This is a genomic window from Alcanivorax sp. UBA3183, from assembly GCF_002364155.1.
Lineage (GTDB): Bacteria > Pseudomonadota > Gammaproteobacteria > Pseudomonadales > Alcanivoracaceae > Alcanivorax > Alcanivorax jadensis.
Genome location: NZ_DEXN01000013.1, coordinates 11564 through 37525, shown reverse-complemented (window position 1 = coordinate 37525; position 25962 = coordinate 11564). Strand labels below are relative to the sequence as shown.

General features: G+C 58.5%; 21 protein-coding genes. 8 read left to right on the top strand and 13 right to left on the bottom strand.

Annotation, left to right across the window (positions count from 1 at the left end):
• Positions 1-94 precede the first annotated feature (94 nt).
• The 3 genes from B3Q33_RS05360 to B3Q33_RS05350 all read right to left on the bottom strand — a co-directional run bounded on the left by B3Q33_RS05360 (position 95) and on the right by B3Q33_RS05350 (position 4941).
• A complete protein-coding gene (locus tag B3Q33_RS05360; protein WP_272975419.1) occupies positions 95-2143 on the bottom strand; it encodes a TonB-dependent receptor family protein in 2049 nt (682 codons plus the stop codon).
• Between the two features lie 249 nt (positions 2144-2392).
• Positions 2393-3328 carry a metal-dependent hydrolase gene (locus tag B3Q33_RS05355; protein ID WP_272962953.1) on the bottom strand — a complete coding sequence of 312 codons (936 nt, stop codon included), beginning with the start codon at positions 3326-3328 and terminating at the stop codon, positions 2393-2395.
• Between the two features lie 188 nt (positions 3329-3516).
• Complete coding sequence (locus tag B3Q33_RS05350) at positions 3517-4941, bottom strand: aldehyde dehydrogenase family protein (RefSeq protein WP_272975418.1); 1425 nt, start codon at positions 4939-4941, stop codon at positions 3517-3519.
• Positions 4942-5227: 286 nt separating this feature from the next.
• Here B3Q33_RS05350 and B3Q33_RS05345 point away from each other — a divergent pair, with 286 nt between their 5' ends.
• Both B3Q33_RS05345 and B3Q33_RS05340 read left to right on the top strand, forming a co-directional pair.
• Positions 5228-6028 carry an IclR family transcriptional regulator gene (locus B3Q33_RS05345; RefSeq protein ID WP_272975417.1) on the top strand — a complete coding sequence of 267 codons (801 nt, stop codon included), beginning with the start codon at positions 5228-5230 and terminating at the stop codon, positions 6026-6028.
• A gap of 23 nt (positions 6029-6051) precedes the next feature.
• Complete coding sequence (locus tag B3Q33_RS05340; RefSeq protein WP_272975416.1) at positions 6052-6507, top strand: PaaI family thioesterase; 456 nt, start codon at positions 6052-6054, stop codon at positions 6505-6507.
• 299 nt (positions 6508-6806) lie between these two features.
• Here the strand turns inward: B3Q33_RS05340 and B3Q33_RS05335 are convergent, their stop codons facing one another.
• The 10 genes from B3Q33_RS05335 to B3Q33_RS05290 form a co-directional block, all read right to left on the bottom strand.
• Positions 6807-7253: a chemotaxis protein CheX gene (locus B3Q33_RS05335; RefSeq protein ID WP_272962955.1), complete on the bottom strand. Its 447-nt coding sequence runs from the start codon at positions 7251-7253 to the stop codon at positions 6807-6809.
• Between the two features lie 10 nt (positions 7254-7263).
• Positions 7264-8088, bottom strand: a complete 825-nt coding sequence (locus B3Q33_RS05330) for a CheR family methyltransferase (RefSeq protein ID WP_272975415.1) — start codon at positions 8086-8088, stop codon at positions 7264-7266.
• Complete coding sequence (locus tag B3Q33_RS05325) at positions 8085-9200, bottom strand: protein-glutamate methylesterase/protein-glutamine glutaminase (RefSeq protein ID WP_272975414.1); 1116 nt, start codon at positions 9198-9200, stop codon at positions 8085-8087. Before B3Q33_RS05325 ends, B3Q33_RS05330 begins: the two co-directional genes overlap by 4 nt.
• On the bottom strand, positions 9197-9589 hold the full coding sequence (locus B3Q33_RS05320) for a response regulator (protein WP_035250290.1): 393 nt from the start codon (positions 9587-9589) through the stop codon (positions 9197-9199). The genes B3Q33_RS05325 and B3Q33_RS05320 overlap by 4 nt, the downstream gene beginning before the upstream one ends.
• Before the next feature lie 16 nt (positions 9590-9605).
• Entirely contained in the window at positions 9606-11624 is a 2019-nt protein-coding gene (locus B3Q33_RS05315; RefSeq protein WP_052043102.1) for a methyl-accepting chemotaxis protein, read from the bottom strand.
• A gap of 22 nt (positions 11625-11646) precedes the next feature.
• On the bottom strand, positions 11647-12120 hold the full coding sequence (locus B3Q33_RS05310; RefSeq protein ID WP_052043103.1) for a chemotaxis protein CheW: 474 nt from the start codon (positions 12118-12120) through the stop codon (positions 11647-11649).
• Positions 12110-14341: a chemotaxis protein CheA gene (locus B3Q33_RS05305; RefSeq protein WP_272962460.1), complete on the bottom strand. Its 2232-nt coding sequence runs from the start codon at positions 14339-14341 to the stop codon at positions 12110-12112. The genes B3Q33_RS05310 and B3Q33_RS05305 overlap by 11 nt, the downstream gene beginning before the upstream one ends.
• A 56-nt stretch (positions 14342-14397) precedes the next feature.
• Positions 14398-14793, bottom strand: a complete 396-nt coding sequence (locus B3Q33_RS05300; protein WP_272974904.1) for a response regulator — start codon at positions 14791-14793, stop codon at positions 14398-14400.
• 387 nt (positions 14794-15180) lie between these two features.
• Entirely contained in the window at positions 15181-18312 is a 3132-nt protein-coding gene (locus tag B3Q33_RS05295; RefSeq protein ID WP_272974905.1) for an efflux RND transporter permease subunit, read from the bottom strand.
• Positions 18313-18368: 56 nt separating this feature from the next.
• Entirely contained in the window at positions 18369-19565 is a 1197-nt protein-coding gene (locus tag B3Q33_RS05290) for an efflux RND transporter periplasmic adaptor subunit (RefSeq protein WP_273009033.1), read from the bottom strand.
• Positions 19566-19726: 161 nt separating this feature from the next.
• Between B3Q33_RS05290 and B3Q33_RS05285 the strand changes: the two genes are divergently transcribed.
• From B3Q33_RS05285 to B3Q33_RS05260, 6 genes are all read left to right on the top strand, one after another.
• Entirely contained in the window at positions 19727-20371 is a 645-nt protein-coding gene (locus B3Q33_RS05285; protein WP_272974907.1) for a TetR family transcriptional regulator, read from the top strand.
• A gap of 317 nt (positions 20372-20688) precedes the next feature.
• Entirely contained in the window at positions 20689-22380 is a 1692-nt protein-coding gene (locus B3Q33_RS05280; protein ID WP_272974908.1) for a long-chain fatty acid--CoA ligase, read from the top strand.
• Between the two features lie 151 nt (positions 22381-22531).
• A complete protein-coding gene (locus B3Q33_RS05275; protein WP_232222149.1) occupies positions 22532-23383 on the top strand; it encodes a branched-chain amino acid ABC transporter permease in 852 nt (283 codons plus the stop codon).
• Positions 23383-24447 carry a branched-chain amino acid ABC transporter permease gene (locus B3Q33_RS05270; protein ID WP_272974909.1) on the top strand — a complete coding sequence of 355 codons (1065 nt, stop codon included), beginning with the start codon at positions 23383-23385 and terminating at the stop codon, positions 24445-24447. Before B3Q33_RS05275 ends, B3Q33_RS05270 begins: the two co-directional genes overlap by 1 nt.
• Positions 24440-25207 carry an ABC transporter ATP-binding protein gene (locus tag B3Q33_RS05265; protein WP_035250304.1) on the top strand — a complete coding sequence of 256 codons (768 nt, stop codon included), beginning with the start codon at positions 24440-24442 and terminating at the stop codon, positions 25205-25207. Before B3Q33_RS05270 ends, B3Q33_RS05265 begins: the two co-directional genes overlap by 8 nt.
• Positions 25194-25901: an ABC transporter ATP-binding protein gene (locus B3Q33_RS05260; RefSeq protein WP_272974910.1), complete on the top strand. Its 708-nt coding sequence runs from the start codon at positions 25194-25196 to the stop codon at positions 25899-25901. Before B3Q33_RS05265 ends, B3Q33_RS05260 begins: the two co-directional genes overlap by 14 nt.
• Positions 25902-25962 lie beyond the last annotated feature (61 nt).

The following is a 25962-nucleotide window of genomic DNA, read 5'->3' as shown; positions in this document are numbered from 1 at the left end:
CTTAGGCTCAGTGCACCCTACGTTTTATCCAGATCTTGGCGGTCGATACACCCCATGATTTGCCATACACGCATGGCTCCCACAAGAACGGGGGTTACCAATCCAGCGTAATGCCTGAGTAATAGGTTGTACCCGGCCCGGGCTCAAAATAACCACGGTTTTGCACTGGCCGGTCGCTATTGGCGTTGATGCGAAGGTTGCTGTAATAGTCGCGGTCCAGCAGATTGTTGATGCCGGCAAACAGGGTCACGGTTTGCTGGTTCCGCTTCCAGGCTTTCCCTCCCCGCAGGTTCACCAGCCACTCGCTGCCGACCCGCGTTCGATTAGTGTTTTCCGCATAGCGGTGGCGGCCCAGGATCGATTCCACTGACGCAAACAGGCCGCTTTCAGCCTGCCAGTCAACCTGTGCAAACAGCTGATGTTGTGGGATCCCAGGTAAACGTTTGCCGCTCACATCCGCATTCTGCTGGGTGTCGAAAAACTCCTGGAAACGGAAATCGGACCAGGTCCAGGACAGGGCCAGGGTAAGCTGGTCTGTGGTGGCATGTTCCAGCCCCAGCTCTAGGCCATCGCGGCGAGTCTGGCCGGCGTTCTGGTAAAAGGTGCGGCCGCCGATCTCATAGGGGGTAATTTCATCATCCACATCTACCCGGAATAGAGCCGCTTCGTAGAAGAGACGATCACCCAACGCACCACGGGCGCCCACCTCCCGGTTCAGTGCGGTTTGCGGTTCCAGGTCCGGATTGAAACCGCCCGCTCCGGAAGGGTTGGCCAGTTCGGTAAAGGTAGGGCTTTCAAAGGCAGAACTGACCGTGGTGTAGAGTGTGTGTGCGGGGCTGAGTTGCCAGCTCAGCCCGGCACTATAGCTGTTTTCTTGAAACTCCCGGCGACCACTGTCGTTGCCATCAGTCAGTAATGCATCGTCGATGGTCATGCGCAGCCGATCTGCCCGACCACCGATTGTGAGCATCAGGCGATCGGACAAGTGACTATCCAGTTGCAGAAAAATGCCGTCGGCGCTGGCCTGTTGTTCTTCGTCGGCGGTGACGGCAGTGATGTTGCCAGTGGGGCTGACCGCCCGGCGACCACGGTCGTCTTGCTGACGATCCATATCGACGCCCACTAACAGCCGGTGCGGTAGCGTCAATACGGTAAAGGGCAGGGTGTAATCCAGCCGAGCGCCGTAAAACAGCCGGTGGTAATCAATCAGGCTGCTGCCGGGGAAGGGCAGTTGCTGGCGAAAATCTCGCTGGCTGATAAAGGCTCGGGCATTGAGTCGTCCGTTGACGAAGTCGTCATCACGGTAATGCAGGCCCAGGCGTTGCTGGTCGACCTGCTGACCGGCATCCAGCAGGGAGGCAAAGCGGCTGGCTTGCTGCCGGTCCTGGTGAGCCTGTTGACGGGTCAAGCCACCCGGGTCCTGGGCTACGGGGGTATCCATGGCGGTGAGAAAGACAGTGACCGTGCGGGTGTCGGCAAGATCCCAGCCGGCCTGACCGGTGAACTGATACTTGCGGATCTCACTCTGTTCGCGAAACCCCTGGTAATCCAGAGCCGTCAGGCTGAGGGCGTGCTGGCCCTGATCATGTCGCCCCGAAGTCTGCACATTGGCTTGTTTTAGTCCGTGGTTGCCGCCGATCACCGACACGCTGGCGCTATCATTGCGGGTTTTCCCGGATTGTGTGGTGATGTCCACTACGCCACCGGTGGCGTTGCCATAGAACAGGGAGCTTGGGCCACGCAATACGGTGAGCTGTTCCACCGCAAACAGATCAATGCTGTCCAGTTGCGACTGGCCATCCGGCAGTGTTTCCGGGAAACCGTCCACATTCAGGCGCAGTCCCCTGACCCCGAACGGAGCACGGGAACCAAAACCCCGTGATGACAGGCGCAAGCCCTGGGCGAAGTTGTAACGGTTCTGCAGGTAAAGGCCCGGGACCCGGTTGAGGCTTTCATCCAGCTGCAGACGGGACTGGCCCCGCAGACGGCTGTCGGCATTGACGACTGTGACGGCGGCTGGCGTGTCGGCCAAAGGCCTTTCCATGCGGGTGCTGGTGACGGTCACCGGTTCCAGGGTTGCCGGTTCGGCAAACAGTGACAGCGGAGCCAGCAGAAGGAAAACGGTTAAATAAAGACACTTCATGAATGACACCCCATAGTTGCTAATGTTCTACAGGACGCTGTCGTGGAAGCAAGTGAAGAAACACAGAAATAGCTGGGTGGATAGTAGGGTGCACTGAGCCTAAGGCGAACTGCACCATTCGGGCGCCTGATGGTGCAGTTCGCCTTAGGCTCAGTGCACCCTACATATTGCGTGGAGCATGAAGCGTGCCGCGTCTGCCAATAAAAAAGGGCCGCTTAAGCGGCCCTGAAAGGAGAGAAACAGAATCAATCAGTGGGCCTTTTTGCCCTTGCGCTGGCTGGCCTGGGCATGCTGCTCGGTGAGCAGGCCTTCGGCGCCGAACAGCTTTTCACGCCACTCGTCCAGCAGCGCGTCGGTGTCGTGCTGGGAGGGGTGGAAGTCGCGCTTGAAGAAATCCAGATACTGGGGCGCCAGTTTGGTGAACAAGCCCTTGCGACCGAACAGGAACTTCATGCCATTCCAGTTGTTCTTCAGGTTCAGCAGGCGGCCATCGGAGGCCAGCATGCGCGCCTGAAATACGCCCAGTACGGCGAAGAACAGCACCGTGGTGGGGATCATGGCACCGGCACGAATGGCATAGCTGCCACTGACTTTTTCATACACGTCATAGGCAACGGTCTTGTGCTCGTTCTCTTCCAGAGCGTGCCACAACCACAGTTTCGCGGTGGCATCGTCGAGAATGCGGGCCTGGTGCTCCGGCTCGCGCAGCAGCTGCTCGGCGATGATGGCAGTGTAGTGCTCCAGGCACACGGTGGCTGCCAGCTGGAAAATCTTGGGGGTGCGTTTCTGCACCAGGCCGAGCAGCTTGCCCAGCGACTTGTCCAGCTTGTCGGTGGGGTAGCCGAATTTGACGCCCATCTCGTTCCAGGCTTCATGCTCTTTACTGTGCATGGCTTCCTGACCGATAAAGCCCGCTACCTGAGCTTTCAGCTTGGCGTCGGTGACCTCTTTGCGGTAGTGGCGCACGGAGTCCACGAAAAAGGCTTCGCCTTCCGGAAACAGGGCAGACAGGCTCAACCAGAAAGCGCTCAGGAAGGGATCGTTATCGTAGAAATAGCGCGCCGTGGTCTTGTCGTCGAACTGGAAGTCCAGGCGACGGGGGGGGATGTTCACGGTGGCGCCCAGCGGCACCTTCTGTGCGCTCTGCTGACCGGCTTTGATATTGCTGGATGCTGTTGTTGTCATGTGTCCTCCTGGTCCCGACCGGTTATCTCCGGCGGATGTCAAACTGTGACATTAACTAATGTCACGATACTCAGGGTTACAGCAGGACAGGTAAATGGCACTGTGGCGCCCCGGGCGGGGCGCTAGTGTCAGTACACAAAAAAAGGGTATTTGTGTCCGTAAATGACGGGTGAACCCCTGAGGCGGGATCAGCTTGGGAGGAACAGGGACTGGGTCTCAAGAAACTCTTCCAGCCCGAAGCGGCCCCATTCGCGGCCGTTGCCGGATTGCTTGTAGCCACCAAAGGCCCCCTGCAGATCCGGGCCGGCACCATTGATATGCACCATGCCGGTACGTAACCGGGCTGCCACCGCGCGGGCGTCGCTGTCTTCCCCGAACACATAACCGGACAGGCCGTAGTCGGAGTCGTTGGCGATGGCCACTGCTTCATCCACATTCTGGTAGGGAATCATCACCAGTACCGGTCCGAAAATTTCCTCGCGGCCAATGGTCATGGTGTTGCTGACCTGGCTGAAGACAGTGGGGCGGGCGAAATAGCCGGCTTCCAGCCCATCCGGCTTGCCGGTGCCGCCGGCAACCAGTTTGGCCCCTTCTTCCACGCCTTTTTCGATCATGGATTGCACCCGCTGGTACTGGCGGCCATTGGCAATGGGGCCGATCACGGTGTCTTCGTTCTGCGGGTCGCCCGCCACAATCGTGCTGCAGGCTTCGGCGGCAATGGCCTCTGCCTCCGCCAACTGGTCGGCGGGTACCAGCATCCGCGAAGGAGCGTTACAGCTCTGGCCGGTGTTGTTCATCATCGCCCGCACCCCGTGGGTAACAGCCTTTTGCAGATCACAACCGGGTAGCAGGATGTTGGCGGATTTGCCGCCCAGCTCCAGGGAGACCCGCTTGATGGTGGCCGCGGCCTCGCGGCTGACGGACTCGCCGGCCCGGGTGGAGCCGGTGAGTGACACCACATCAATACGCGGGTCACTGGACAGCAGCGGACCAACCTGGGCGCCATCACCATGGACCATATTGAAGACCCCGGCCGGCAGGCCCGCTTCGTCAATGATCTCTGCCAAAATCTGTGCTGACAGCGGGGCAAACTCACTGGGCTTGAGCACCATGGTGCAGCCGGCGGCGATGGCTGGTGCCACCTTGCACATGACCTGGTTCATGGGCCAGTTCCAGGGGGTGATCAGAGCACAGACCCCGGCAGCGGCTCGCCGAATCTGCGCCTGGCCGAGCTGTTCTTCAAAAGGGTAATCCCGGGCCACGGCCAGGGTAGTTTTCAGATGGCCTAGGCCCATGGGGGCCTGCACCTTGCGAGCCATGCTGATGGGCGCGCCCATTTCCTGGCTGATGGCCTGGGCGATCTCTTCCAGTCGCGCCTGGTAACCCTCGGCAATCTTTTCCAGGTAGCCCAGCCGGGTTTCCAGCGGCTCGGCGCTGAACGCCGGAAAGGCCGCTGCCGCGGCACTAATGGCGGCATCGATATCCGCTGCGCCGCCCATGGCCAGCTCACCCAAGGGATTTTCCGTGGCCGGGTTGATCACGGTATGGCTGCTGGCGCCATCGGCAGGGTTGACCCATTCACCATTGATATAGAACTGTTGCAGCGAGCCCATGGGGATGTCCTTTTGTCGGTTGCTTATTGAGTCAGAATACCCACAATACAATAATGGAACGAAGTTTTAAAATATTGACCGCTTGGTCCGTAACATGACATGGTTTAGATGCCTGCAGTGTGGATCCCATTGTGCGTGAGGCCTTGGGTCATGACCATGACTGGCTTATGCAGGTGGAACCGCTTTTTGCTATATTTGCGCGGTTAATACATAACTATAAGTGGAATCTATGCCCGCTGTGCCGGGGAACGGTTCCCGATCCCGAAGCCTGAAAGGAAATACAACAATGCGCAGAGCTGTTGCTGACGTGGGCACCAACGACAAAGACCGGAATTTCGTCACCGCCCTGGCGCGGGGGCTGGATATTCTCCGCTGTTTCGGTCCGTCCGATGAATACCTTGGCAACGCGGAGCTGGCCAAGCGCACCAATATTCCCCGTCCAACGGTATCGCGCATGACAGCCACCCTGACCCAGCTCGGTTACCTGCGCTATGTGCCGCAATTGGAGAAATACCGCCTGGGCCCCGGGGTCCTGGATCTGGGTTACCGTTATCTGGCCAGCGAAGGGGTGCGTGAACTGGCTCGTCCCTTTATGCAGGAGCTGGCCGATGCCACCGATTGCATGGTGGCGATCGGGGCGCCGGATGGCGCCCAGGTGACCTATATCCAGGTATGCCAGGGCAATGGCCCGCTGGTGTTGCGCCTGAACATCGGCTCCCGCGTGCCCATGGCTACCTCGGCGCTAGGACGTGCTTTTCTGGCGGCGACTCCGGAGTCAGAGCGTGAGCAATATTATGAACAGATCCGCCGGCAGGACCCGGCGGCCTGGCCGGAACTGGAGCGCAGCCTGCAGTCCGCCTATGAGGAGTATCAGGAGTACGGCTTCTGCATTTCCGACGGCGAGTGGAACCGGGATGTGAGCGGCGTTGCCGTGCCACTGATTATGGATGGTGGTGCCCAGGTGGTGCCGTTTAACTGCGGGGGCTCTTCGCTGCGCCTCAGTCGTCGTACCCTGATTGAAAACCTGGGGCCACGACTCAAGGATGTGGTGGCTCAGGTGGAACAGATGGTGCAGGGACGGGCCTGATTGCCCCTTGTCGAGGACAACACATGTCAGCAGTACCGCCATCCGCGTTTTCCATGGAAGACGCCAATGCGCTTTTCAATAATGGGTTTCCTGCCCTGATCGGGCTGCATTTCCTGGAGTGGGAAGAAGGCAGGGCAGTACTGGGTCTTCAGGTACGCCAAGAGCACTTGAATCTGGGCAACGTGATTCATGGTGGCGTGCTCGCCACGCTGATGGATGTGGCCGGTGCCTGTGCAGGAACCTACTGCCCCTATCCCGAGAGAGTCCGCAAGGCGGTTACCCTGTCCATGACCAACACCTTTACCGGCCAGGCCGGTGAAGGTTTGATCCATGCCATCGGAACACGTCGTGCAGGTGGTTCCAGAATCTATAACAGCACCATGGAAGTGTTCGATCAGCAGGGGCAGCTACTGGCCATGGGCGAGGGCACCTTCCGGCTGCGGTCCAGTAGTGCGGGGCCGGAGGGCGAGCCGGTCTGATGCGAACTACACTCGTTGTATAGGGAAAGATTGATGTTCCCCAGATTTCTACGAAGCCGCTGTAGGAGCACCTCTTGAGGTGCGAACCTCGCGGAGCGAGGAAACCGTCCGCAGGGCGATCAGGAGCGCCAGGTGCCGCCAGAGTGATCTGGTGCCACCTGCATAGCCTGCGTCCTCGCCCAGGTTCGAATTCGTCCCTCAAGAGGAACTCCTACAGTGGCTTTGTAGATGTCAGGGTGCTATGCGTGTTTGCTAGAAGCTCGTGGCTAGCCACTAGTCGCTTATTTTGATTCTTCGCCTCAATGCTCCGCTGGCTGCAGGCTGATTCGCAGCATTCCCTGACGATCATCGAATAATTGTACATCCACATTGTTGCGATGTTCGCTGGGCAGCACAGCCAGTGGCACAGGCAGAGATAGCTGGCTGGGGCCGGGCAGGATGGCCTTGATGTTACCGGCAATGATGTTGGTCAGTTCGGTGAGTGCGTCGACCACGTCTTCACCGGTCACCGCGTCATCCTCTTTTCGGAACATCTCGCCGGCAATCCGTTGGCCCAGGCTTTCGCAGGTGCTGACGGTCACGCTGCCTTTCCACTTTCCCGAAATCGAAATCTCAGCGCCATTGTGAATCATCGGTGGCGGACCGCTTTGGGCTCGCACCGGAATTTTCAGGAAATCGCTGAGCACATTGGCGCCGATACGGGCAATTTTCTGTGACAGCATGGCGGGCTGTGGCGAGATATCCATGTGAGCACCTTCACGCGGGTTGGTAAAAAGGGCGGTGACTTCCGGAAATGGCCGGGACAAAGCCGGCGGTTTTTTCCAGGCTTTCGGTGGAGCCAAGCAGCAGGTAACCGTCATTGGCGGTATGTTTGCGCACTCGGCCCAGTACTCGCTGGCGGTCCTCCATGGAAAAGTACAGCAGCACATTACGCAGCAGTACGATGTCGAACACGGGCAGGCTGTCCGGCCATTCCCGGACCAGGTTGATTTTTTGAAAGCTGATTCGTTCGCGAATAGCCGGTTTGATCTGCCAATCCAGGCCCTGCTGCTCGAAATAGAGCGCCATGTTGCGGGCGGGTAGACCCCGGTTCATCTCGTTCAGTCCATAACAGCCCTGTTGCGCCTTGTTCAATGCGGACTGGGAGAAATCGCTGGCGATCAGGGTGACTTCCCACTCTTTCAATTGCGGGAAATGTTGGTCCAGTAGCATGGCCACGCTATAGGCTTCCTGACCGGTGCTGCAGGCGGCGCTCCAGATGCGCAAGGTCTTGTCGCGTCGCCTTTTTTCCAGCAGGGCAGGGACCATGGTGTCCAGAAAGCTCTGGCTGAGAATCGGGTCGCGGAAAAAATAGGTCTCGTTGATTGCCATGGCTTCCACCAGCTCGGTCCGCAGTGCATCGTCAGCGACTGTGGAGGCTTTTTCGATCAGCGCATTGATGTCGCCATGGGTGTGTTGCCGAGCCAGGTTCTGCAGGCGAGCTTCGGCCAGGTAGACCTTGTCCGGTGGCAAGCTGAGTGCGATCTGGTCAGAGAGGAGATGACACAGGGTGAGGTAGCTGTGTTCGTCGATACAGCTCATCCATGTACCTCGGGATTCATGGCTGCTAGCTGTCGTGCACGAAACGTGGGCCGGCCACGGTTAACCCGTCGCATAATCTCCGCAGCCATGTCCTGCAACGGGAGCTCCGCGCAGGCAAGGCCGGCCCGGGATACCACCCCGGGCATTCCCCATACCGCGCTGGTGGGTTGGTCCTGCACCAGGATCTGTGCGCCGGCCTTGGCAAGTTGGCGACAGCCTTCCAGGCCGTCCTGGCCCATCCCCGTCAACACCACAGCCAGCACATTGGGACCATAGGCTTTGGCGGCGCTGGCAAACAGAATATCCACGGCGGGTCGGCAGAAATTCACTGGCTCGCTGCGCTGGGGAGCGACCAGGGTGTTGTCACCAACCTTATCCACGGTCATGTGATAGTCACCGGCGGCCAGCCAGACCTGGCCCGGTTCGGCACGCTGGCTACTGTCGCATTCAGCCACGCTTAACAATGCGTTCTGGTTCAGGCGTGTGGCCAGGGCGCGGGTAAACACCGCCGGCATGTGCTGCACCACCAGAATGGGAACAGGGAAATCACCAGGCAGGGCCGGGATCAGCTGGCCCAGAGCGCGTGGCCCGCCCATGGAGGCACCGATTACCACCAGATCCACCCGCGATGGAATGCGATGATGCTGGAGCTGTGATGCTACCGGACGGGGTTGAGGGGTCGGAGTCACTGATGGCTTGCTGTCCCGTCGCAACAGGGTTTTGATTTTTCCCAGCAGGCTGTTCTTGATGTAGTCCCGCGCTTCGGCGGCGGTGCCCACCATGGCGGGCTTGGGCACATAGTCGCTGGCACCCAGGGACAGGGCCTCGATGGTTACCATGGCGCCGCGCTCGGTAATGGAGCTGAATACCAGCACTGGAAGTTCAGGGCGGCTTACCTTCAGTTCCTTGAGCATTTCCAGCCCGCCCATGCCGGGCATTTCCACATCCAGGATCAGCAGATCCGCTTCCACCCTTTGCAATCGATCGAGACCCTGGCGTCCATCGGAAGCCGTGCCCACCACAACGATGTCAGGGTCTTCTTCCAGAATCTGGGTGAGGATATGCCGAACCGCAGCAGTATCATCCACCAGAAAGACACGAATATTGCTCATGCTCTCTGTGCTCGTTGGAGTCCCATCATTTCCAGCTTGCAGGCAAGGGCCTCCGAGGAAAACGGTTTCATCAGGTATTCATCGGCGCCTGCGGTGAGGGCTTCGACCATCTGGCCCACTTCCGCCTCACTGGTGACCACCAGTAACTTCATGTTGCTATAGCACGGCTTTTGTCGCACCGCGCGGATAAATTCCAGGCCGTTCATGACCGGCATGTTCCAGTCCACCAGGGCCAGAGAGGGAATAGTGTCATCCCCCTCCAGCAGGGTGATGGCCTGCTGGCCATCACCGGCTTCGCTGGTCTGGTAACCCAACTGCTGAAGCAGGTCCCCGAGGATCAGGCGCATGGCCCGGGAGTCATCAATGACCAGTGCTTGTGTGGTAGTCATGATCGTGGTCCCTCAATTATTTCTGGTTATCCGCGCGTCCGGTGCGCTCTGCATCCACCACCAGGGTCTGCAGGTCTGCGGCCAGCTTGGCCAGGTCCGTGGCTGCCTGACGCATGCTGTCCACGCCGGCATTGGTGCTTTTCGCCGCTTCAGCAACGCCACCGATATTACCGGCGACTTCGTTGGTGCCCTTGGCTGCGTCGGCGACACGACGCCCCATTTCATTGGTGGTAATGGTTTGTTCCTCCACCGCCGAGGCAATGGAGCCCTGTACCTGGCTGATGTGGTGAATCACTTCGCTGATACGGGCGATACCTTCGATGGCGCCTTTCACATCCACCTGGATAGCCTCGATCTTCTGGCCGATGTCCTCGGTGGCCCGGCCGGTTTCCTTGGCCAGTTCTTTCACTTCATTGGCGACCACGGCAAAACCGCGACCGGCATCTCCGGCCCGGGCGGCCTCAATGGTGGCATTGAGTGCCAGCAGGTTGGTTTGCTGGGCGATGCCGGTAATGACCTTGATCACCTTGCCGATTTCCGCACTGCTGGTGCCAAGGCTGCTGATGGTGGTGTTGGTACCTTCGGCAATGCTCACTGCCTCGTCGGCCACGCGGGCGGCGTCGGTGGCGTTCTTGGCGATTTCCTTGATGCTGGCACCCATCTCCTCGATGCCGCTGGACACTGCCTGCACGTTTTCGTTGATGTCTTCGGCGGTGCGCACGGCGGAGTTGGCCTGGCTGCTGGTGACTCCCGCGTTAGAGCCCATTTGATCACTGGTAGCAATCATTTCCTCGGAGGACGTAGCCAACACTTCCACGGTGCCGCGAATACGTTCTTCCAGCAGCACTTTTTCGGTGATGATTTCCCAGGTGAGCATGGGGCCCACATAGTTGCCTTCGGCGTCGTAGATCGCGTTTACCAGCAGATCGGCTTTCTCGTCGCCGATATTGATACGGGCGCGGTAGGGAAGGTTGGTGGGATCAGAAAGAATGCGGCGCTGGTGCTCGGGTTGTTTGTGGAAAACATCAATATTGGCACCCAGCAATTCGCTGGCCTTGATGGGCAGATAGGATTCCAGCTTTTCCATGGTGGCGGTGGCAGCCGGGTTCAGATAGATGATTTTCAGATCCCGATCGCACAGAAAAACGTTGGTGGGCATTTGATCCACCATGTTCATCACGCGGCGGAATTCGTTTTCCTGGCGCAGTTCGGTGGTCACATCTTCCCAGCAGACGGTGTAGCCGATAATTTTTTCTTCTGTGCTCATCACCGCATTGATACGGGTGCGCAGGGTGACGCCGCCAAAGTTGAAGTCCGCGGAGTGCGGCATGGCCTTGGGATCACGGAGAATGTTTTCCACCCGCTTCGGGTCGCGATGAAAGCGATGGATATGGCCGTTGAGGATATCCTCGATCTTGACGCCGAAGGTCTTGAAGATCGGCTGGGCGATAGTGGACAAGGTCTCTGCGGCACGTGGGTTGATGTAGACAATATTAAGATTGGTGTCAGCCACAAATACATTGGCTTGCAGGCTGGCCATGGTGCTCTTCACGCCTTCCAGGCTGTCGGTAACGGACTTGCTGGTGTCCACATCACGAAGCGCAGTGTCATTTGGGGTCGGCTGGCCGCTGCCATTGGTCGTTTCTGTGGCGTCTGTATTCACGATGTCCCTCTTTAATGGCGCAACGGTATTCATGATGGTGTCGATGTGGCTGGGCTCCAGATCCAGAGACTCCAATGTCTCTTTCAGGTGAACCGCCACCCGGTCGAAGTTTTTGTCAGTGATATGCAGGTTCTTGTGGGCGTCGGCCATGGAACGGCCCTGATAAATTTTTGGTCCGCCAAGCACCTGGGTGAAGAACTGCACCTGCGATTCTTCCAGACCGTTGCGCTGTTTGTGGCGGAAATAAGGGGCCAGCGCCTGGTCTTCCAGCACCCGGTTGTAAAACTCGGTTACCACGGCTCGGACAGCTGCCTCGCCGCCTACCTGGCTATAAAGAGAGTTGTCGTTTGCGTGATCCAGATTATCTGTCATTGCTGTCTATCCCCGTGGCTTGTTATTGCAATACTGAATGTGATGCGCGACTGGCAGAGCGGTTGCACAATTCGTCAGCCAGAAGCGTGTCCAAGTCCAGTAGCAGGTACAGCTTTCCCTGTACCGGGAATACGCCGCGCATGAACTTGCGAGGCGCCCCCTTTAGCGTTTCCGGTGGTGCTTCGATGTCTTTCGGTTCTACGCTGACAATGTCTCCGATGCGATCCACCATCAGGCCGACTTGCTCGCCGCGGTGATTGATGATGATGTTGATAGTGTTTTCTTCGCCGCTTTCGCCAGGTAGTCGCAGTACTTTGCGAAGGGCGATGGCGGGCACAATGCGCCCGCGAATATTCATCAGCCCGAGAACCCCGGGAGGTGCCAGCGGAATGTCAGTAATCTGATGATTGGCCAGGACTTCCTGAACGTTGTCGACCACCACGCCGTAGTGTTTTTCCGCAACGGAAAATGTGCAGATCAGTTGGTTAGTTTCCATTGCTGTCCTCATTTCTGAGCTTGCCGTTGAATCGGCTGAACAGGGCTTCACAATCGATAAAGTCCGTCACATGCCCCTGCAGAATAGCGGCGCCGAGGATGCCCTCGGTCTGGGCGCTTTGCTGCATGGCCGCCTCGTCGTCGCTGACGATATCGATAATGTCGTTGACCACCAGACCCACTTCGCCGAATTCGGTGGGCTGCACCACAATGCGGATAATGTCTTGCTCAATCGCGGCAGGGTGGCTGTTATCACCAAGACGAATCAGCGGGAGAATACCGCCACGGTACTGAATCACTTCCCGGCCAGCGGAGTATTCGATCAGGTCGATACTGATTTCTTCCAGGCGTGACACTTTCGACAGGGCGATGGCAGAGCGACCAGTGCTGGCATCCGGGCGCACCAGTAGATAGTTCTCAGCAGCGCGAATAGGCTGGGTTTCCGCATCGAGCGGATTTTCCTGTTGGCGCAGTTTTCGTTCGTGGCGGGTCACACCGGCGAAGTCCGCAGTAGATTTCACATCCAGGATCAATGCCACCCGGCCATCGCCCATGATGGTGGCGCCGGCAAAGCAGGGGTTGTCCTTGAGGAGTCGGCCCAGGGGTTTGACCACGATTTCTTCGGTATCGCGAACGTCATCCACCAGCAGCCCAAATTCCTGCTGGTCAGCGGTGAGCACCAGAATGAACTGGTCTTTCTGTGTTTCCTGGTCTCCCATCTGCATCAGAGAGCGCATGTCGACCAGTGGCAGCAGTCTGCCTCGAAGCCGATAGACCAGGGCGTCGTGGACGGTCTCGATATCCTTATCGAGACGGTCGGCTTCCACGTAGACCACTTCCATCAGGTTGACCTGAGGAATGGCGAAACGCTGATGGAGGCAACGCACGATCAACGCCGGGACAATGGCGAGGGTGAGCGGAATTTTCAGTTTCAGTGTGGTGCCTCGGCCGGGGATACTCTTGATATCAATGGTCCCGCCGATGCGCTCCACATTGGTCCGTACTACATCCAGACCCACACCACGACCCGACAAGTCACTGACGGTCTCAGCGGTGGAAAATCCGGGCTCGAAAATGTAGCGAATCTTTTCCTGTTCGGTGAGCTTTTCCGCCTGTTCTGGGCGCACCAGCCCAACCTCCATGGCTCGCCGGATAATTTTGTCACTGTCCAGCCCGGCGCCGTCGTCGCGGACTTCTACGGTGACGTTGCCGCTTTCGTGATAAGCGCTCATGGTAAGGGTGCCGGTTTCCGGCTTGCCTTTGGCGCGACGATTTTCCGGGGTCTCAATGCCATGGTCCACGGCGTTGCGAACCAGGTGAATGAGTGGGTCGCGAATCGCTTCCAGCAGGCTGCGGTCCAGCTCGGTATCGCCACCCTTGAGAATCGGGGTAACCCGTTTGCCGGTTTTTCTTTCCAGATCCAGAAGCAGGCGAGGGTAGGTGGACCAGGCATTACGGATGGGCTGCATGCGGGTCTGCATCAGGCCTTCCTGCAGTTCGCTGGTGACCATGTTGAGACGCTGGGACAGATTGACCAGTTGTGCGTCGTTCTGGCTAGCGGTGTGCTGCAGCAGCTGGTTGCGGGTGAGTACCAGCTCGCCGACCACATTCATAAGCTTGTCCAGCAGCATTACATCCACACGTACGGTGGTATCGCTCTTTCCTGCCTGTTGCTGGCTGGTGTTTTCCGGCTCTGTTTTTTCCGGCGAGGAGTGGTCGCTCGTCGGTATGACATGTTGTTCGCGGGTTACCGCTGGTTCTGCTTGTTCGGGTTTGGTCGGTTGAGGAGGTTGCTGCGCGATTTGAGGTGGGCCTGCAGCAGCTTCATTTTGCGGGCGGGCAGGGATCAGTGCATGTAACCGATCCATCAAGGCCTGTGGTGCCGGGTCTCCGTCTTTACCATCATTGTGAATACGCTTGAGGAAAACACGGATTTCATCCACCCCGTCCAGTAGCGCGGTCGCATGCGGAAGATCCATATGTTGATCTCCGTCGCGCATGGCGCCAAGGATATCTTCCAGAGCATGGCTCAAGGTCTCCAGCTGCGTGAACCCGAAAAAACCGCAGGTGCCCTTGATGGTATGGATTGCCCGGAAGGCGCTGGCAATACGCTCACTATCATGGGGTGAGCGTTCCAGTGCCACGATATCCTGTTCCAGTTGCCCCAGATTTTCGTCACTTTCGATCAGAAAACTTTGCAGTGCCTTGTCGTTTTCCTGCATCCGGCCTTCTCTCCCTTGAACGTGCCATGCGTTGTTATTGGTATCGACGTTGCTGTTCAGCCGGCGGCAAGTTTGCGTAATGACGACAGTCGTAAGATGGAACGCAGATCGGCGTCATGGGGCGGTTTCACAAGATAGTTGTCACACCCGGCCTGGCGGCCAGCCAAGTGGGCTTCTGCGGAGGTCATACTGGAGAGCATAGCAATGCGGGCCGGGCTGCCTTTCTGGCGAAGGACACTGCAGGCCTCAAGGCCACCCATTACCGGCATTTCCACATCCAGGAAGATCAGATCAAAGGGGCGTTTCTCGGCACACGCCAGCGCCTGACAACCATCGGCTGCCTGGGCAATGTCCAGGTCATAGGAGCCGGCAGCCAGTTCGTGCAACTTGGCGGTGATCAAGCTTCGTATGGTGGTGCTGTCGTCCACCACCAGGATGTTGAGTCTATCCATGACCCTTCCCTGTGTAGCTGCTACTTGCATTCTGTTCCCCGGATCCCGGTTGAGACCGCTAAAGCAGCGTTGGCTGCTTCCCCCATAGAACAGGCGCAACTATTTTTATATATACAGAATATGGAAATGAAAGTCTGGGTGGACGAACGGTGCCGTTTCGTCGATGTTCGCCCGGAACCTTATTAGTATGCTTTTTTCCAAATCTGCTTCACAAAAAATGGCCATGCCCTTGTTAGGGGTATAAGTACCATGGTTCTTTTCACGCAAGCTTCACGCGGGGGATAAACGAAAACCGGGGGGCGACGAACGGGCGTCGGGGGGGGATTGTCGAGGGAGGGAAGGATAAACTGCCAGGCCCACCCGGGGCCCGGCAGATTGAAAGCCGGGTCAGTGGCCTCCTTCTTCCTTCGGCTTGCCATTCAGCGGAACGCCAGCGAGCTTTCGGACTACCACATAGAAGAGCGGAATAAAGAAGATTGCGAGCACAGTAGCGGTGAGCATGCCACCGAATACCCCGGTACCGATGGCGTTACGGGCGCCGGCGCCGGCGCCGGTGCTGATCATCAGCGGGGTAACCCCGAGCATGAAGGCCAGTGAGGTCATCAGGATGGGCCGCAGTCGCATGCGTACCGCTTCCAGGGTGGCCTTGACCAGATGCTCGCCTTTCTGCTCCAACTCCAGGGCAAATTCCGCAATCAGAATGGCGTTCTTCGCCGATAGCCCGATGGTGGTGAGCAGGCCAACCTGGAAGAACACATCGTTTTCCAGCCCGCGGAAGGTGGCAGCCAGCACGGCACCGATCACGCCGAGCGGGACCACCAGCATGACGGCGAAGGGAATGGACCAGCTTTCATAGAGTGCCGCAAGGCAGAGGAAGACCACCAGCAGGGAAATCGCATACAGGGCAGGCGCCTGATCGCCGGACTGGCGCTCTTGATATGAGAGACCGGTCCACTCGGAGCCGAACCCGGCAGGCAGCTTGGCGGTGAGCTCTTCCATGGCATCCATGGCATCACCGGTACTATAGCCGGGCGCGGCGTTGCCCTGAATATTCACCGAGGAGACCCCGTTGTAGCGCTCCAGCTTCGGAGACCCGTAGGTCCAGTGGCCGGTGGCGAAGGCAGAGAAAGGCACCATCTCGCCCTGATTATTGCGTACGAACCAGTCATCAATGTTTTCCGGCAGCATGCGATAGGGCGCGTCAGCCTGCACATACACCCGTTTCACTCGGCCCCGGTCGACAAAGTTGTTCACATAGCTGGAGCCCCAGGCAATCTGCAGGGTGCTGTTGATGTCACTGATGCTCAGCCCCAGCGCCTTAGCTTTCTGCTGGTCAATGTCGAGTTGGTACTGGGGGCTGTCTTCCAGACCATTGGGGCGCACCCCGGCCAGGCGCGGGTCCTGGCTGGCCATACCCAGTAGCTGGTTGCGGGCCTTTATCAGGGCCTCGTGACCCTGACCGGCCTGGTCCAGCAGCTGAAAGTCAAAGCCGCTGGCGTTACCCAGTTCGGGGATCGAGGGGGGGTTGAGGGCAAAGATCATGGCTTCGCGGATGCTGGCGAAGAAGCCCATGGAGCGGCCCACTACCTGATTGACGCCATCCACGGACAGATCACGCTCGCTCCAGTCCTTCAGGTTGACGAAGGCCAGGCCGGCGTTCTGGCCCTGGCCGGTAAAGCTGAAGCCGGCCACGGTGAACAGGCCATCCACGGCGGAGGCTTCCTCGTTGAGGTAGTAATTCTCCATCTTCTTCAGCACATCCACGGTCTGCTCCTGGGTGGAGCCGGCTGGCAGGGTGACCAGAGTGAACATGGTGCCCTGGTCCTCTTCCGGCAAGAAGCTGGACGGCAAGTTCATGAAGGAATAGCCCAATACGCCCACGATCACCACATAGATGGCTAGATAACGGCCGCGGCGCCCGAGAATTTTTTCCACCCGGCCCTGATAGGCCAGGCTGCTACGATCGAAAGTGCGGTTGAACCACCCGAAGAAGCCTTTATCGGTTTGATGCTCTGTATCCTTGGCCTTGAGCATGGTGGCACACAGGGCTGGGGTGAGGATCAGGGCGACCAGCACGGACAGCACCATGGCGGAGACAATGGTGATCGAGAACTGCCGGTAAATCGCCCCGGTGGAGCCGGGGAAGAACGCCATGGGGATAAATACCGCCGACAGCACCAGCGCGATGCCTACCAGGGCGCCGGTGATCTGGCCCATGGATTTGCGGGTGGCTTCCTTGGGGGGCAGCCCTTCTTCGTGCATGACCCGTTCCACGTTTTCCACCACCACGATGGCATCGTCCACCAGCAGGCCAATAGCCAGCACCATGCCGAACATGGTCAGGGTGTTGATGGAGAAGCCGAAGGCGGCCAGCACGCCGAAGGTGCCGAGCAGAACCACCGGCACAGCAATGGTGGGAATCAGGGTGGCGCGGAAGTTCTGCAGGAAAAGGTACATCACCAGGAACACCAGCACGATGGCTTCGAACAGGGTATGTACCACTTCCTCAATGGAGATCTCCACGAACGGGGTGGTGTCGTAGGGGTAATCCATCTCCATTTTGTCGGGGAAGAAGGGCTTCAATTCTTCCAGGCGAGCGCGCACCGCATCCGCTGTATCCAGCGCGTTCGCGCCGGAGGCCAGGCTGATCGCCAGGCCGGCAGCGGGTTGGCCGTTATAGCGCCCCACCACATCGTAGTTCTGTGCGGCCAGTTCCACCCGAGCCACATCCCGCAGGAACACCTGGGATCCATCCGGGTTTACTTTGAGCAGGATGTTCTGGAACTGTTCGGTACTTTGCAGACGGGTCTGGGCAATGATGTTGGCGTTGAGCTGCTGGCCTTCCACGGCCGGTGCACCGCCGAGCTGGCCGCTGGCTACCTGGTTGTTCTGCACCTGAATAGTCTGGGTGATGTCCTGAGGTGTCAGGTCGTATTTGTTGAGCTTGTTCGGGTCGAGCCAGATACGCATGGCGTAGGGGGAGCCGAACAGCTGGATCTTGCCGACACCCGGTACCCGGCTGATCGGATCCTGCACATTGGAGGCCACATAGTCGGCCAGGTCGGCCCGGCTGAGGCTGCCGTCCTCGGAGGAAAAGGACACCACCATCAGGAAGGAATCCGAGGATTTGCTGACCTGGAGACCCTGTTGCTGCACTTCCTGGGGGAGTAGGGGAGTAGCCAGTTGCAACTTGTTCTGCACCTGAACCTGGGCGATATCCGCGTCGGTGCCCGGGGCGAATGTCAGCGTGATCTGGGCGTTGCCGAAGGAATCGCTGCTGGAGCCGATGTAGAGCAGGTTATCGATGCCGCTCATCTGCTGCTCGATCACCTGGGTGACCGAGTCTTCCACGGTTTTTGCCGAGGCACCGGGATAGTTGCCGGCAATGGTCACCGCTGGCGGGGCCACGGCCGGGTACTGTTCTACCGGCAGGGTATAGATGGCCAGGGCACCGGCCATCATCATGATGATGGCGATAACCCAGGCAAAAATCGGGCGGTCAATAAAGAATCTGGCCATGGTTTTCCCGTTTCTCGTTACGTCGAGTTAGTGTGCGCCAAGTAAACCGCGTGGCGTTATTGCGCTGCGCCTTGGTCCCCGCCTTGAGCGGCGGGGGCCTGGGAGGGTTGTGCTTGCTGTTCGGTATCAACCGGGCTGACCGGAATGCCCGGCTGGATTTTTTGCAGCCCATCCACGATCAGACGATCGCCGTCTTGCAGACCGCTGGCGATCAACCACTCGTTATCCACGGCGCGTTCGGTGACCACATTCACTTTTTTCACCGTGTTGTCGTCGGCGATGAGCATGGCGCTGGCCTGGCCAGTAGGGTCACGGGTAATGCCTTTCTGGGGAACCAGAATGGCATCTTCTCGCTGGCCTTCAGGGAGGCGACCGCGGACGAACATACCCGGCAGCAGATCGCCGTCCGGGTTGGGGAAGAGCGCGCGCAGAGTCACAGAGCCGGTGCTTTCGTCCACTGCGTATTCGGAGAACTGCAGGGCACCGGGTTTGCTGTACTCGCTGCCGTCTTCCAGGATCAGGGTGATACGTGCTTCATCGTCGCTGACCTGCTGCAGTTCGCCGGCTTCCATGGCCTGGCGCAGGCGACGCAGCTCGATGCTGGACTGGGTCAGATCCACATAGATGGGATCCAGCTGGCGGATGGTTGCCAGGGCATTGGCCTGGTTGGCGGTGACCAGGGCGCCGGCAGTCACGGTGGAACGCCCGATGCGGCCGCTGATCGGCGCTTCGATGGTGGCGTAATCCAGGTTGATCTGTGCGCTTTGCAGATTGGCCCGGGCGGCGGCCACAGCGGCCTTGTTTTCATCCAGGGCGGCTTTGGCTTCGTCATATTCCTGCTGGCTGACAGAGCGGCGTTCCAGCAGCGTCTTGAAGCGTTCCACACGCAGGGTGTTGGAGTTCAGGGTGGCCTGGGCTCGAGCCAGCTCCGCCCGGGCAGAAGCTACGGTTGCCTGGTAGGTGCGTGAATCGATTTTATAGAGGGGTTGCCCGGCTTCCACCTTCTGGCCTTCCTCGAACAGGCGCTTTTCGATCACGCCGCTTACCTGCGGGCGCACTTCGGCAATCTGGTGAGCGGTGGTGCGCCCGGGCAGCTCCCGGCTAAGGGTAGTGGACTTTGCCTTTACTGTAATGAAGCCAACCTGCGGGGCCTGTTGCTGCTGTTGCTGACCGGCCTGCTCAGCATCACTGCAACCGGCAAGCTGCAGGGCAAGGGCGCCCGCCAGAAGGGAGAGAATCAAACCGCTGCGCATAATCACCTCTGTTTTCAATACACGCCGTCAGGCACCGACTCGGCGAAGGGGCGGTGCTTGCAGGAAATATGAATCAGGTTCAGTATATACATTCAGCAATGTATGTATAGGCCCGACAGTGAAATCCATTCAATTTTCTTGAGTCCATTAAAGAGTATTCCATGGTCAGGCGAACGAAGGCAGAAGCGCTGCAAACCCGGGCTCAGATCCTGGATGCCGCCGAGCAGGTTTTTCACCGTAAAGGGGTACTGTCCGCCTCTTTAAAAGATATTGCCAGTGAGGCCGGGGTGACGCGAGGGGCAATCTACTGGCACTTCAAGAACAAGCATGATGTGTTCATGGCTATGGTGGATCGCAGCCGCCTGCCGTTCGATAGTCTGGCGGAGCGGGCGGAGGACGCCAGTGAGCCGGATCCACTGGGGCGCCTGCGCGAGTTTATGGTCTACCTGTTACAGCAAGCAGTCTGTGATCCCGGCCAGCGGCGGCTTTTCGAGATCATGTTCCAGAAATGCGAATTCAGCGGTGAAAATGCCGATTTGCTGGATCGTCAGCGCGACGCCTGCCGGGACTCCTCCGGGCGGCTGACGCGGACCTTTGCCAACGCTATCGCCCGTGGGCAACTCCCGAAAAACCTGGATAGGGTGAAATCTGTTACCTGGCTACACAGCCAGCTCACCGGCGTGATCATGAACTGGCTAGTCGATCCAGAGGTGCTGGACCTGGAGCGGGCGGCTACGGATTTTGTCGATACCTGCCTGTTTGCCCTGCAGCATTCTCCCTCGCTGCGAACCTCTCCCGGGCTGTGATTCCAAGCCACTGAATTGGCAACTGAAATGCCGGTCCGCATTTCCGATAACTGGTCTGTGCAGAGCACATACCCGGTGGTATGTTTCTGGTCCCTCCCCGAAAAATACCGCTTATAGCCTTTGTCAGATTTCGTTTCAAAAAACGAAACGTCATTCCAAAATAGTATTGACGACCCTCCCGAGCCATGTCAGATTGACTGGCGAGTCAACATCTTGTTTCCGCTGAAGGGCGGTGGGACCGCCGATTCCCTTCAGCATTCGCTACAGCAGCAACACCAATAAAAGGCGCTTATGAAAGCGCCGCGGGAGAGCACAACATGTTTGATCGGCACTATGCGGTCTGGCCGGAGAATATGCCGCGCCACCTCAGCCTGCCGCAGACCAGCCTCTATACTAATCTGGAGGTTTCGGCCCTGCGTTATCCCCACCGGGATGCAATCAACTATTACGACAGCCCCATCACCTTCGCCGAACTCAAGCAGCAGGTGGATGCCCTGGCGGGCTATCTGCAATCGCTGGGGGTAGAGAAGGGCGACCGGGTGCTGCTGTTCATGCAGAACGCGCCCCAGTTCATCATCAGCTATTACTCCATCCTTCGAGCCAATGCCATTGTGGTGCCGGTGAACCCCATGAACCGGGCCGCCGAACTGGAGCATTACCTGCAGGACACCGAAGCTGCCGTGGCCATCTGTGGCCAGGAATTGTTGCCGGCAGTGGCCCCAGTGGTGGGCATGGTGAACCTGCGCCATGTGATCGTGGCGGCCTATAGCGATTACATCACCCGTAACACGGACCTGCCGCTACCCGCCGAGGTGGAAGCGCCGGCGGTGGCGCTGAACAGCCCGGCCCACATTGCCTGGAAAGACGCCATTGGTGCCGGTGAAACCCCCAGAGAACTTTTAGTCGGCCCGGATGATCTGGCGGTGTTCCCCTACAGCTCGGGTACCACCGGTGCCCCCAAGGGCTGTATGCACACCCACGGCTCGGTGATGGCCACCTGTGTCCAGGGGAGCGCCTGGATTCATGGCACCACTGAGTCGGTGACCCTGGCCACGCTGCCGTACTTCCATGTGACCGGCATGCAGGGCTCAATGAATTCGCCGATCTATGGTGGTTCATTGATCGTGTTGATGACCCGCTGGGATCGTCGCGTGGCCGCCACCTTGATTGAGCGTTACAAGGTCAGCCGCTGGGTGAATATCGTCACCATGGCCATCGATCTGCTCTCCGATCCGGACGTGGAGCAATACGACCTGTCCTCCCTGGAGAATATAGGTGGCGGCGGGGCGGCTATGCCGGCGGCGGTGTCCGACAAACTCTTCCAGCTCACCGGTCTGCGTTACATGGAAGGCTATGGCCTGTCCGAAACCATCGCCGGTACCCATATCAATCCCACCGATAACCCCAAATCCCAGTGTCTGGGAATTCCGGTGTTCGATATCGATTCGCGCATTGTGGCAGTGGAAGAAGACGGTCAAACCGGCAGGGAACTGGGCCCCGGTGAAGTGGGGGAAATCATCATCCACGGGCCGCAGGTGTTCCAGGGTTACTGGAAGCGCCCCCAGGAAACACAAAAGGCGTTTATCGAGCTGGAGGGCAAGCGTTTCTTCCGCACCGGCGATCTGGGCTACTACGACGAAGAGGGCTATTTCTTCATCGTCGATCGGGTCAAACGGATGATAAATGCGTCCGGGTTCAAGGTCTGGCCGGCGGAGGTGGAAAGCCTGATGTATCGCCACCCGGCCATCCAGGAAAGCTGCGTCATTTCCACGCCTCACCCGCGCCGCGGCGAAACCGTGAAAGCCTGCGTGGTCCTGCGTAACGAGATGAAAGGCACGCTTAACGAGCAGGCCATCATCGACTGGTGCAAGGAAGAAATGGCCGCCTACAAGGTGCCACAGGTGGTGGAGTTCCGCGATGAGCTGCCCCGTTCGTCCACCGGCAAGGTGATGTGGCGAGCCCTGCAGGAGCAGGAATGGGCCAGCGAACAGGAGCAGCAGGCTTGCTAGCAAGCCTGGACTGAACTCAGTCAGCGTCACAATAAATGATACGCGGCAGCGCTACGCCGCAGGGGCTGACATAACAAAGGAAAAACGGGAAACAGCGATTGCCGCAGGGTAACCGTTCCCACACACAGGAGGCTTTGCCTTGGACTTATTCATGCAGCAAGTGCTTAACGGCCTGACGCTGGGCAGCATCTACGGGCTGGTGGCCCTGGGTCTGACCCTGGTGTACGGCATTTTGCACGTACCGAACTTCGCCCACGGGGCGCTCTATATGGTGGGCGCCTATGTGTCCTACGTGATCATGGTCGACTTTGGCGCCAATTACTGGCTGGCCATGCTGGGCGCCGCCGGTGCGGTGGCGTTGCTGGCGGTGTTGTGCGAGCGACTGGTGTTCAACCCCTTGCGCCATGCACCGCCGATCCACGACAAGATTGCCGCCATCGGCATCATGCTGTTTCTGGAAGCGCTGGTGCAGATGCACTGGGGCGCAGAATTCCGCCGCATGCCAACCCCTTACACCGGGATTGTCGAATTCGCGGGTCTGACCATGCCGGCCCAGCGGATACTGATTATCGTCGGTGCGTTCTCGCTGATGGCGGTACTGCATCTGTTCCTGAAGAAGACCATGACCGGCTCCACCATTGTTGCCATGGCCCAGAATCGGGAAGGGGCTTTCCTGGTGGGGATCGATGCCAACCGGGTGGCGATGATGACTTTTGCCATCTCCGGAGTGTTGGCGGCGGTGGGCGCAACCCTGTTCGCGCCGATTAACCTGGTGTACCCGGCCATGGGGCATCTGCTGATCATGAAAGCCTTTGTGATCATCATCCTTGGCGGCATGGGCTCCATTCCCGGTGCCATCGTCGGCGGCTTGATCATCGGCTTTGCCGAGGCCTTTGGTGGCTTCTACATCTCCACCGACTACAAGGACATCATCGCCTTCGCCTTGCTGGTGGTGATTCTTTCCATCAAGCCCACTGGCCTGTTCACCAAGGGGGTGCGCTAATGAATGCCCTGCAGAAAATTTCCGATTTTTTCATGACCCCGGCGATGAAGTTCATCATGATCGTCGCGGCACTGCTGTTCCCCTTTGTGGCAGGCAATGAGTACCAGATCTATGTGATGGCGCTGGCGTTTGTCTGGGCCATTGCGGTCTATGGCATGAACATTATCACCGGGCTTTGTGGCCAGTTGAATCTGGCCCATGGCGGCTTCTTTGCCATCGGAGCCTATACGCTGGCCATTCTCACCGTGGATCACGGCTGGCCTTTCTGGTGGGCCTTTGTGGCCGCCGGTGTGTCCGGTGCGTTGTTGGGCTTCCTGGCCGGGGTGGTGTCGTTGCGACTGAAGGAGCATTACTTTGCCATCTTTACCCTCTGTGTTGGGTTCATCATTTATCTGTTGATCGATAAATGGGAAGAGCTGACTCACGGTGCCCTGGGCATTATCAATATTCCCGCACCCAGCGGTTTCGGGCTGGTGGATTTCACCGAAACCACGCCGTTCTATTACTTGGCTCTGGTATTCATGGTGCTGTCCATCTGGTTGGCGGCACGTATTGCCAATTCCCTGCTGGGTCGCAGTTTCCGGGCCATTCGTATCAGTGACGAGCTGGCGGCCTCCCTGGGTATCAACCTGATGCGCAACAAGGTGCTGGCATTCGTTCTGTCCACCACCTATGCCAGCGTGGCCGGTGCGCTGTATGCCGGCATGGTGCGCTTTATCGGCCCGGCAGAAGCCGACGTGGTACACACCTTCGACATGATTACCTTCCTGCTGGTGGGCGGTATCGGCACCCTGATGGGGCCGTTGTTTGGCACCCTGGCGATTACCTGGCTGACCCAGTCCCTGCAGTTCCTGGAAGAGTACCGGATGATCGTGTTCGGCCCGTTGCTGGTGGTGCTGGTGATCTTCTTCCCTCGCGGTGTGGTGGGTACGTTCCTGACCTGGCGAGGACGCCGTCTGGCCGCAGCGCAGGAAACCGCCAAAAAGGAATCTGCCAGCGAAAAAAAGCCGCAACCGAACAAGGCGGTAACACCTCGCAACCAGGAGGCCGGTAACCATGCTTAAGATCAATAATCTGACCAAACGGTTCGGGGGTCTGGCGGCGGTCAACAACGTCAGCATCGAATTCGAAGCCAACAAGATCAACGCCATCATCGGCCCCAACGGTGCGGGTAAAAGTACCTTCTTCAATCTGGTGGCCGGTGCCATGGCACCCACTGAAGGCTCCATCGAATATCAGGGTATGGATATCACCGGTATGGCCTGTGATCGCATTGCCCGCCTGGGTATCGCGCGGACCTTTCAGACTACTTCCCTGTTCGATGAATCCACGGTGCTGGACAACCTGATCGTGGGCCACCGTCTGCGCACCCAGTCACGCTTGTGGGACGTCATCATCAACTCCAAGCGCCTGCGTGATGAAGAGAAAAAATGTCGTTCCCGGGCCCAGGAAGTGCTGGATTTTGTCGGCCTGTCCCACATCGGTCACCGCATTACCGCGGACATCAGCCAGGAAGAGAAAAAGCGCGTGGCTTTTGCGTTGGCCCTGGCCACCGATCCGGAGCTGGTACTGCTGGATGAACCCGCCGGTGGTATCAACCCGGAGGAGACCGAGAACCTGGCCTCACTGATCCGCAAGATGGTGGAGCACGGCGTCACCGTCTGCCTGATCGAGCACAAAATGGACATGATCATGAGCCTGGCCGACAAGATCATGGTGCTGGACCACGGTGAAAAAATTGCCGAAGGCACCCCGGAACAAATTCGCAACAATCCGGTGGTAATCGAAGCCTATCTGGGGAGTGATGACGATGCTGCAGCTTAACGAAGTGGAAGCCCGCTACGGCAGCTTCAAGGCCCTGGAAAAAGTCTCCATGACGGTGGGTGAGGGCGAATTGGTGGTGCTGTTGGGTGCCAATGGTGCTGGCAAGAGCACGCTGTTCAATACCATCAGTGGTCTGCTCAAACCCACTGCCGGGACGATTTCCCTGAATGGCAAGGATGTCACCGGCCTCAAGCCTTCCGGCCTGGTACAGAGTGGCGTGGTGCAGTGTCCTGAAGGGCGCAAGTTGTTCCCGGAAATGTCAGTGCTGAAAAACCTGATGCTCGGTGCCTATGTGCACCGCCGGGACAAGACCGCCATCAAGAGGACACTGGACCAGGTGCTGGCACTGTTCCCGATCCTCGACGAGAAGAAGGATCATCCGGCCGGATCACTCAGTGGTGGCCAGCAACAGATGGTGGCCATCGGACGCGCCATGATGGGGCGGCCAAAACTACTGCTGCTGGACGAGCCTTCTCTGGGGCTGGCCCCGCTGGTGGTGAAGCAGATGTTTGAAACCATCAAGGGTATCAACGAGCAAGGCACCACGGTGTTGCTGGCGGAGCAGAATGCCTTCGCCGCACTGAAAATTGCTCACCGCGCCTACGTGATCGAAAACGGTCGCTTGGTGATGGAGGGTGATAAGGACGCGATGCTGGGTAATGAAGAAATTCGCAAGGCCTACATCGGGGCCTGAGGCGATAACCCGCAGCGTGTGCGCTACACAACAAGATTGAGAAATAATAACGGGAGAGTTT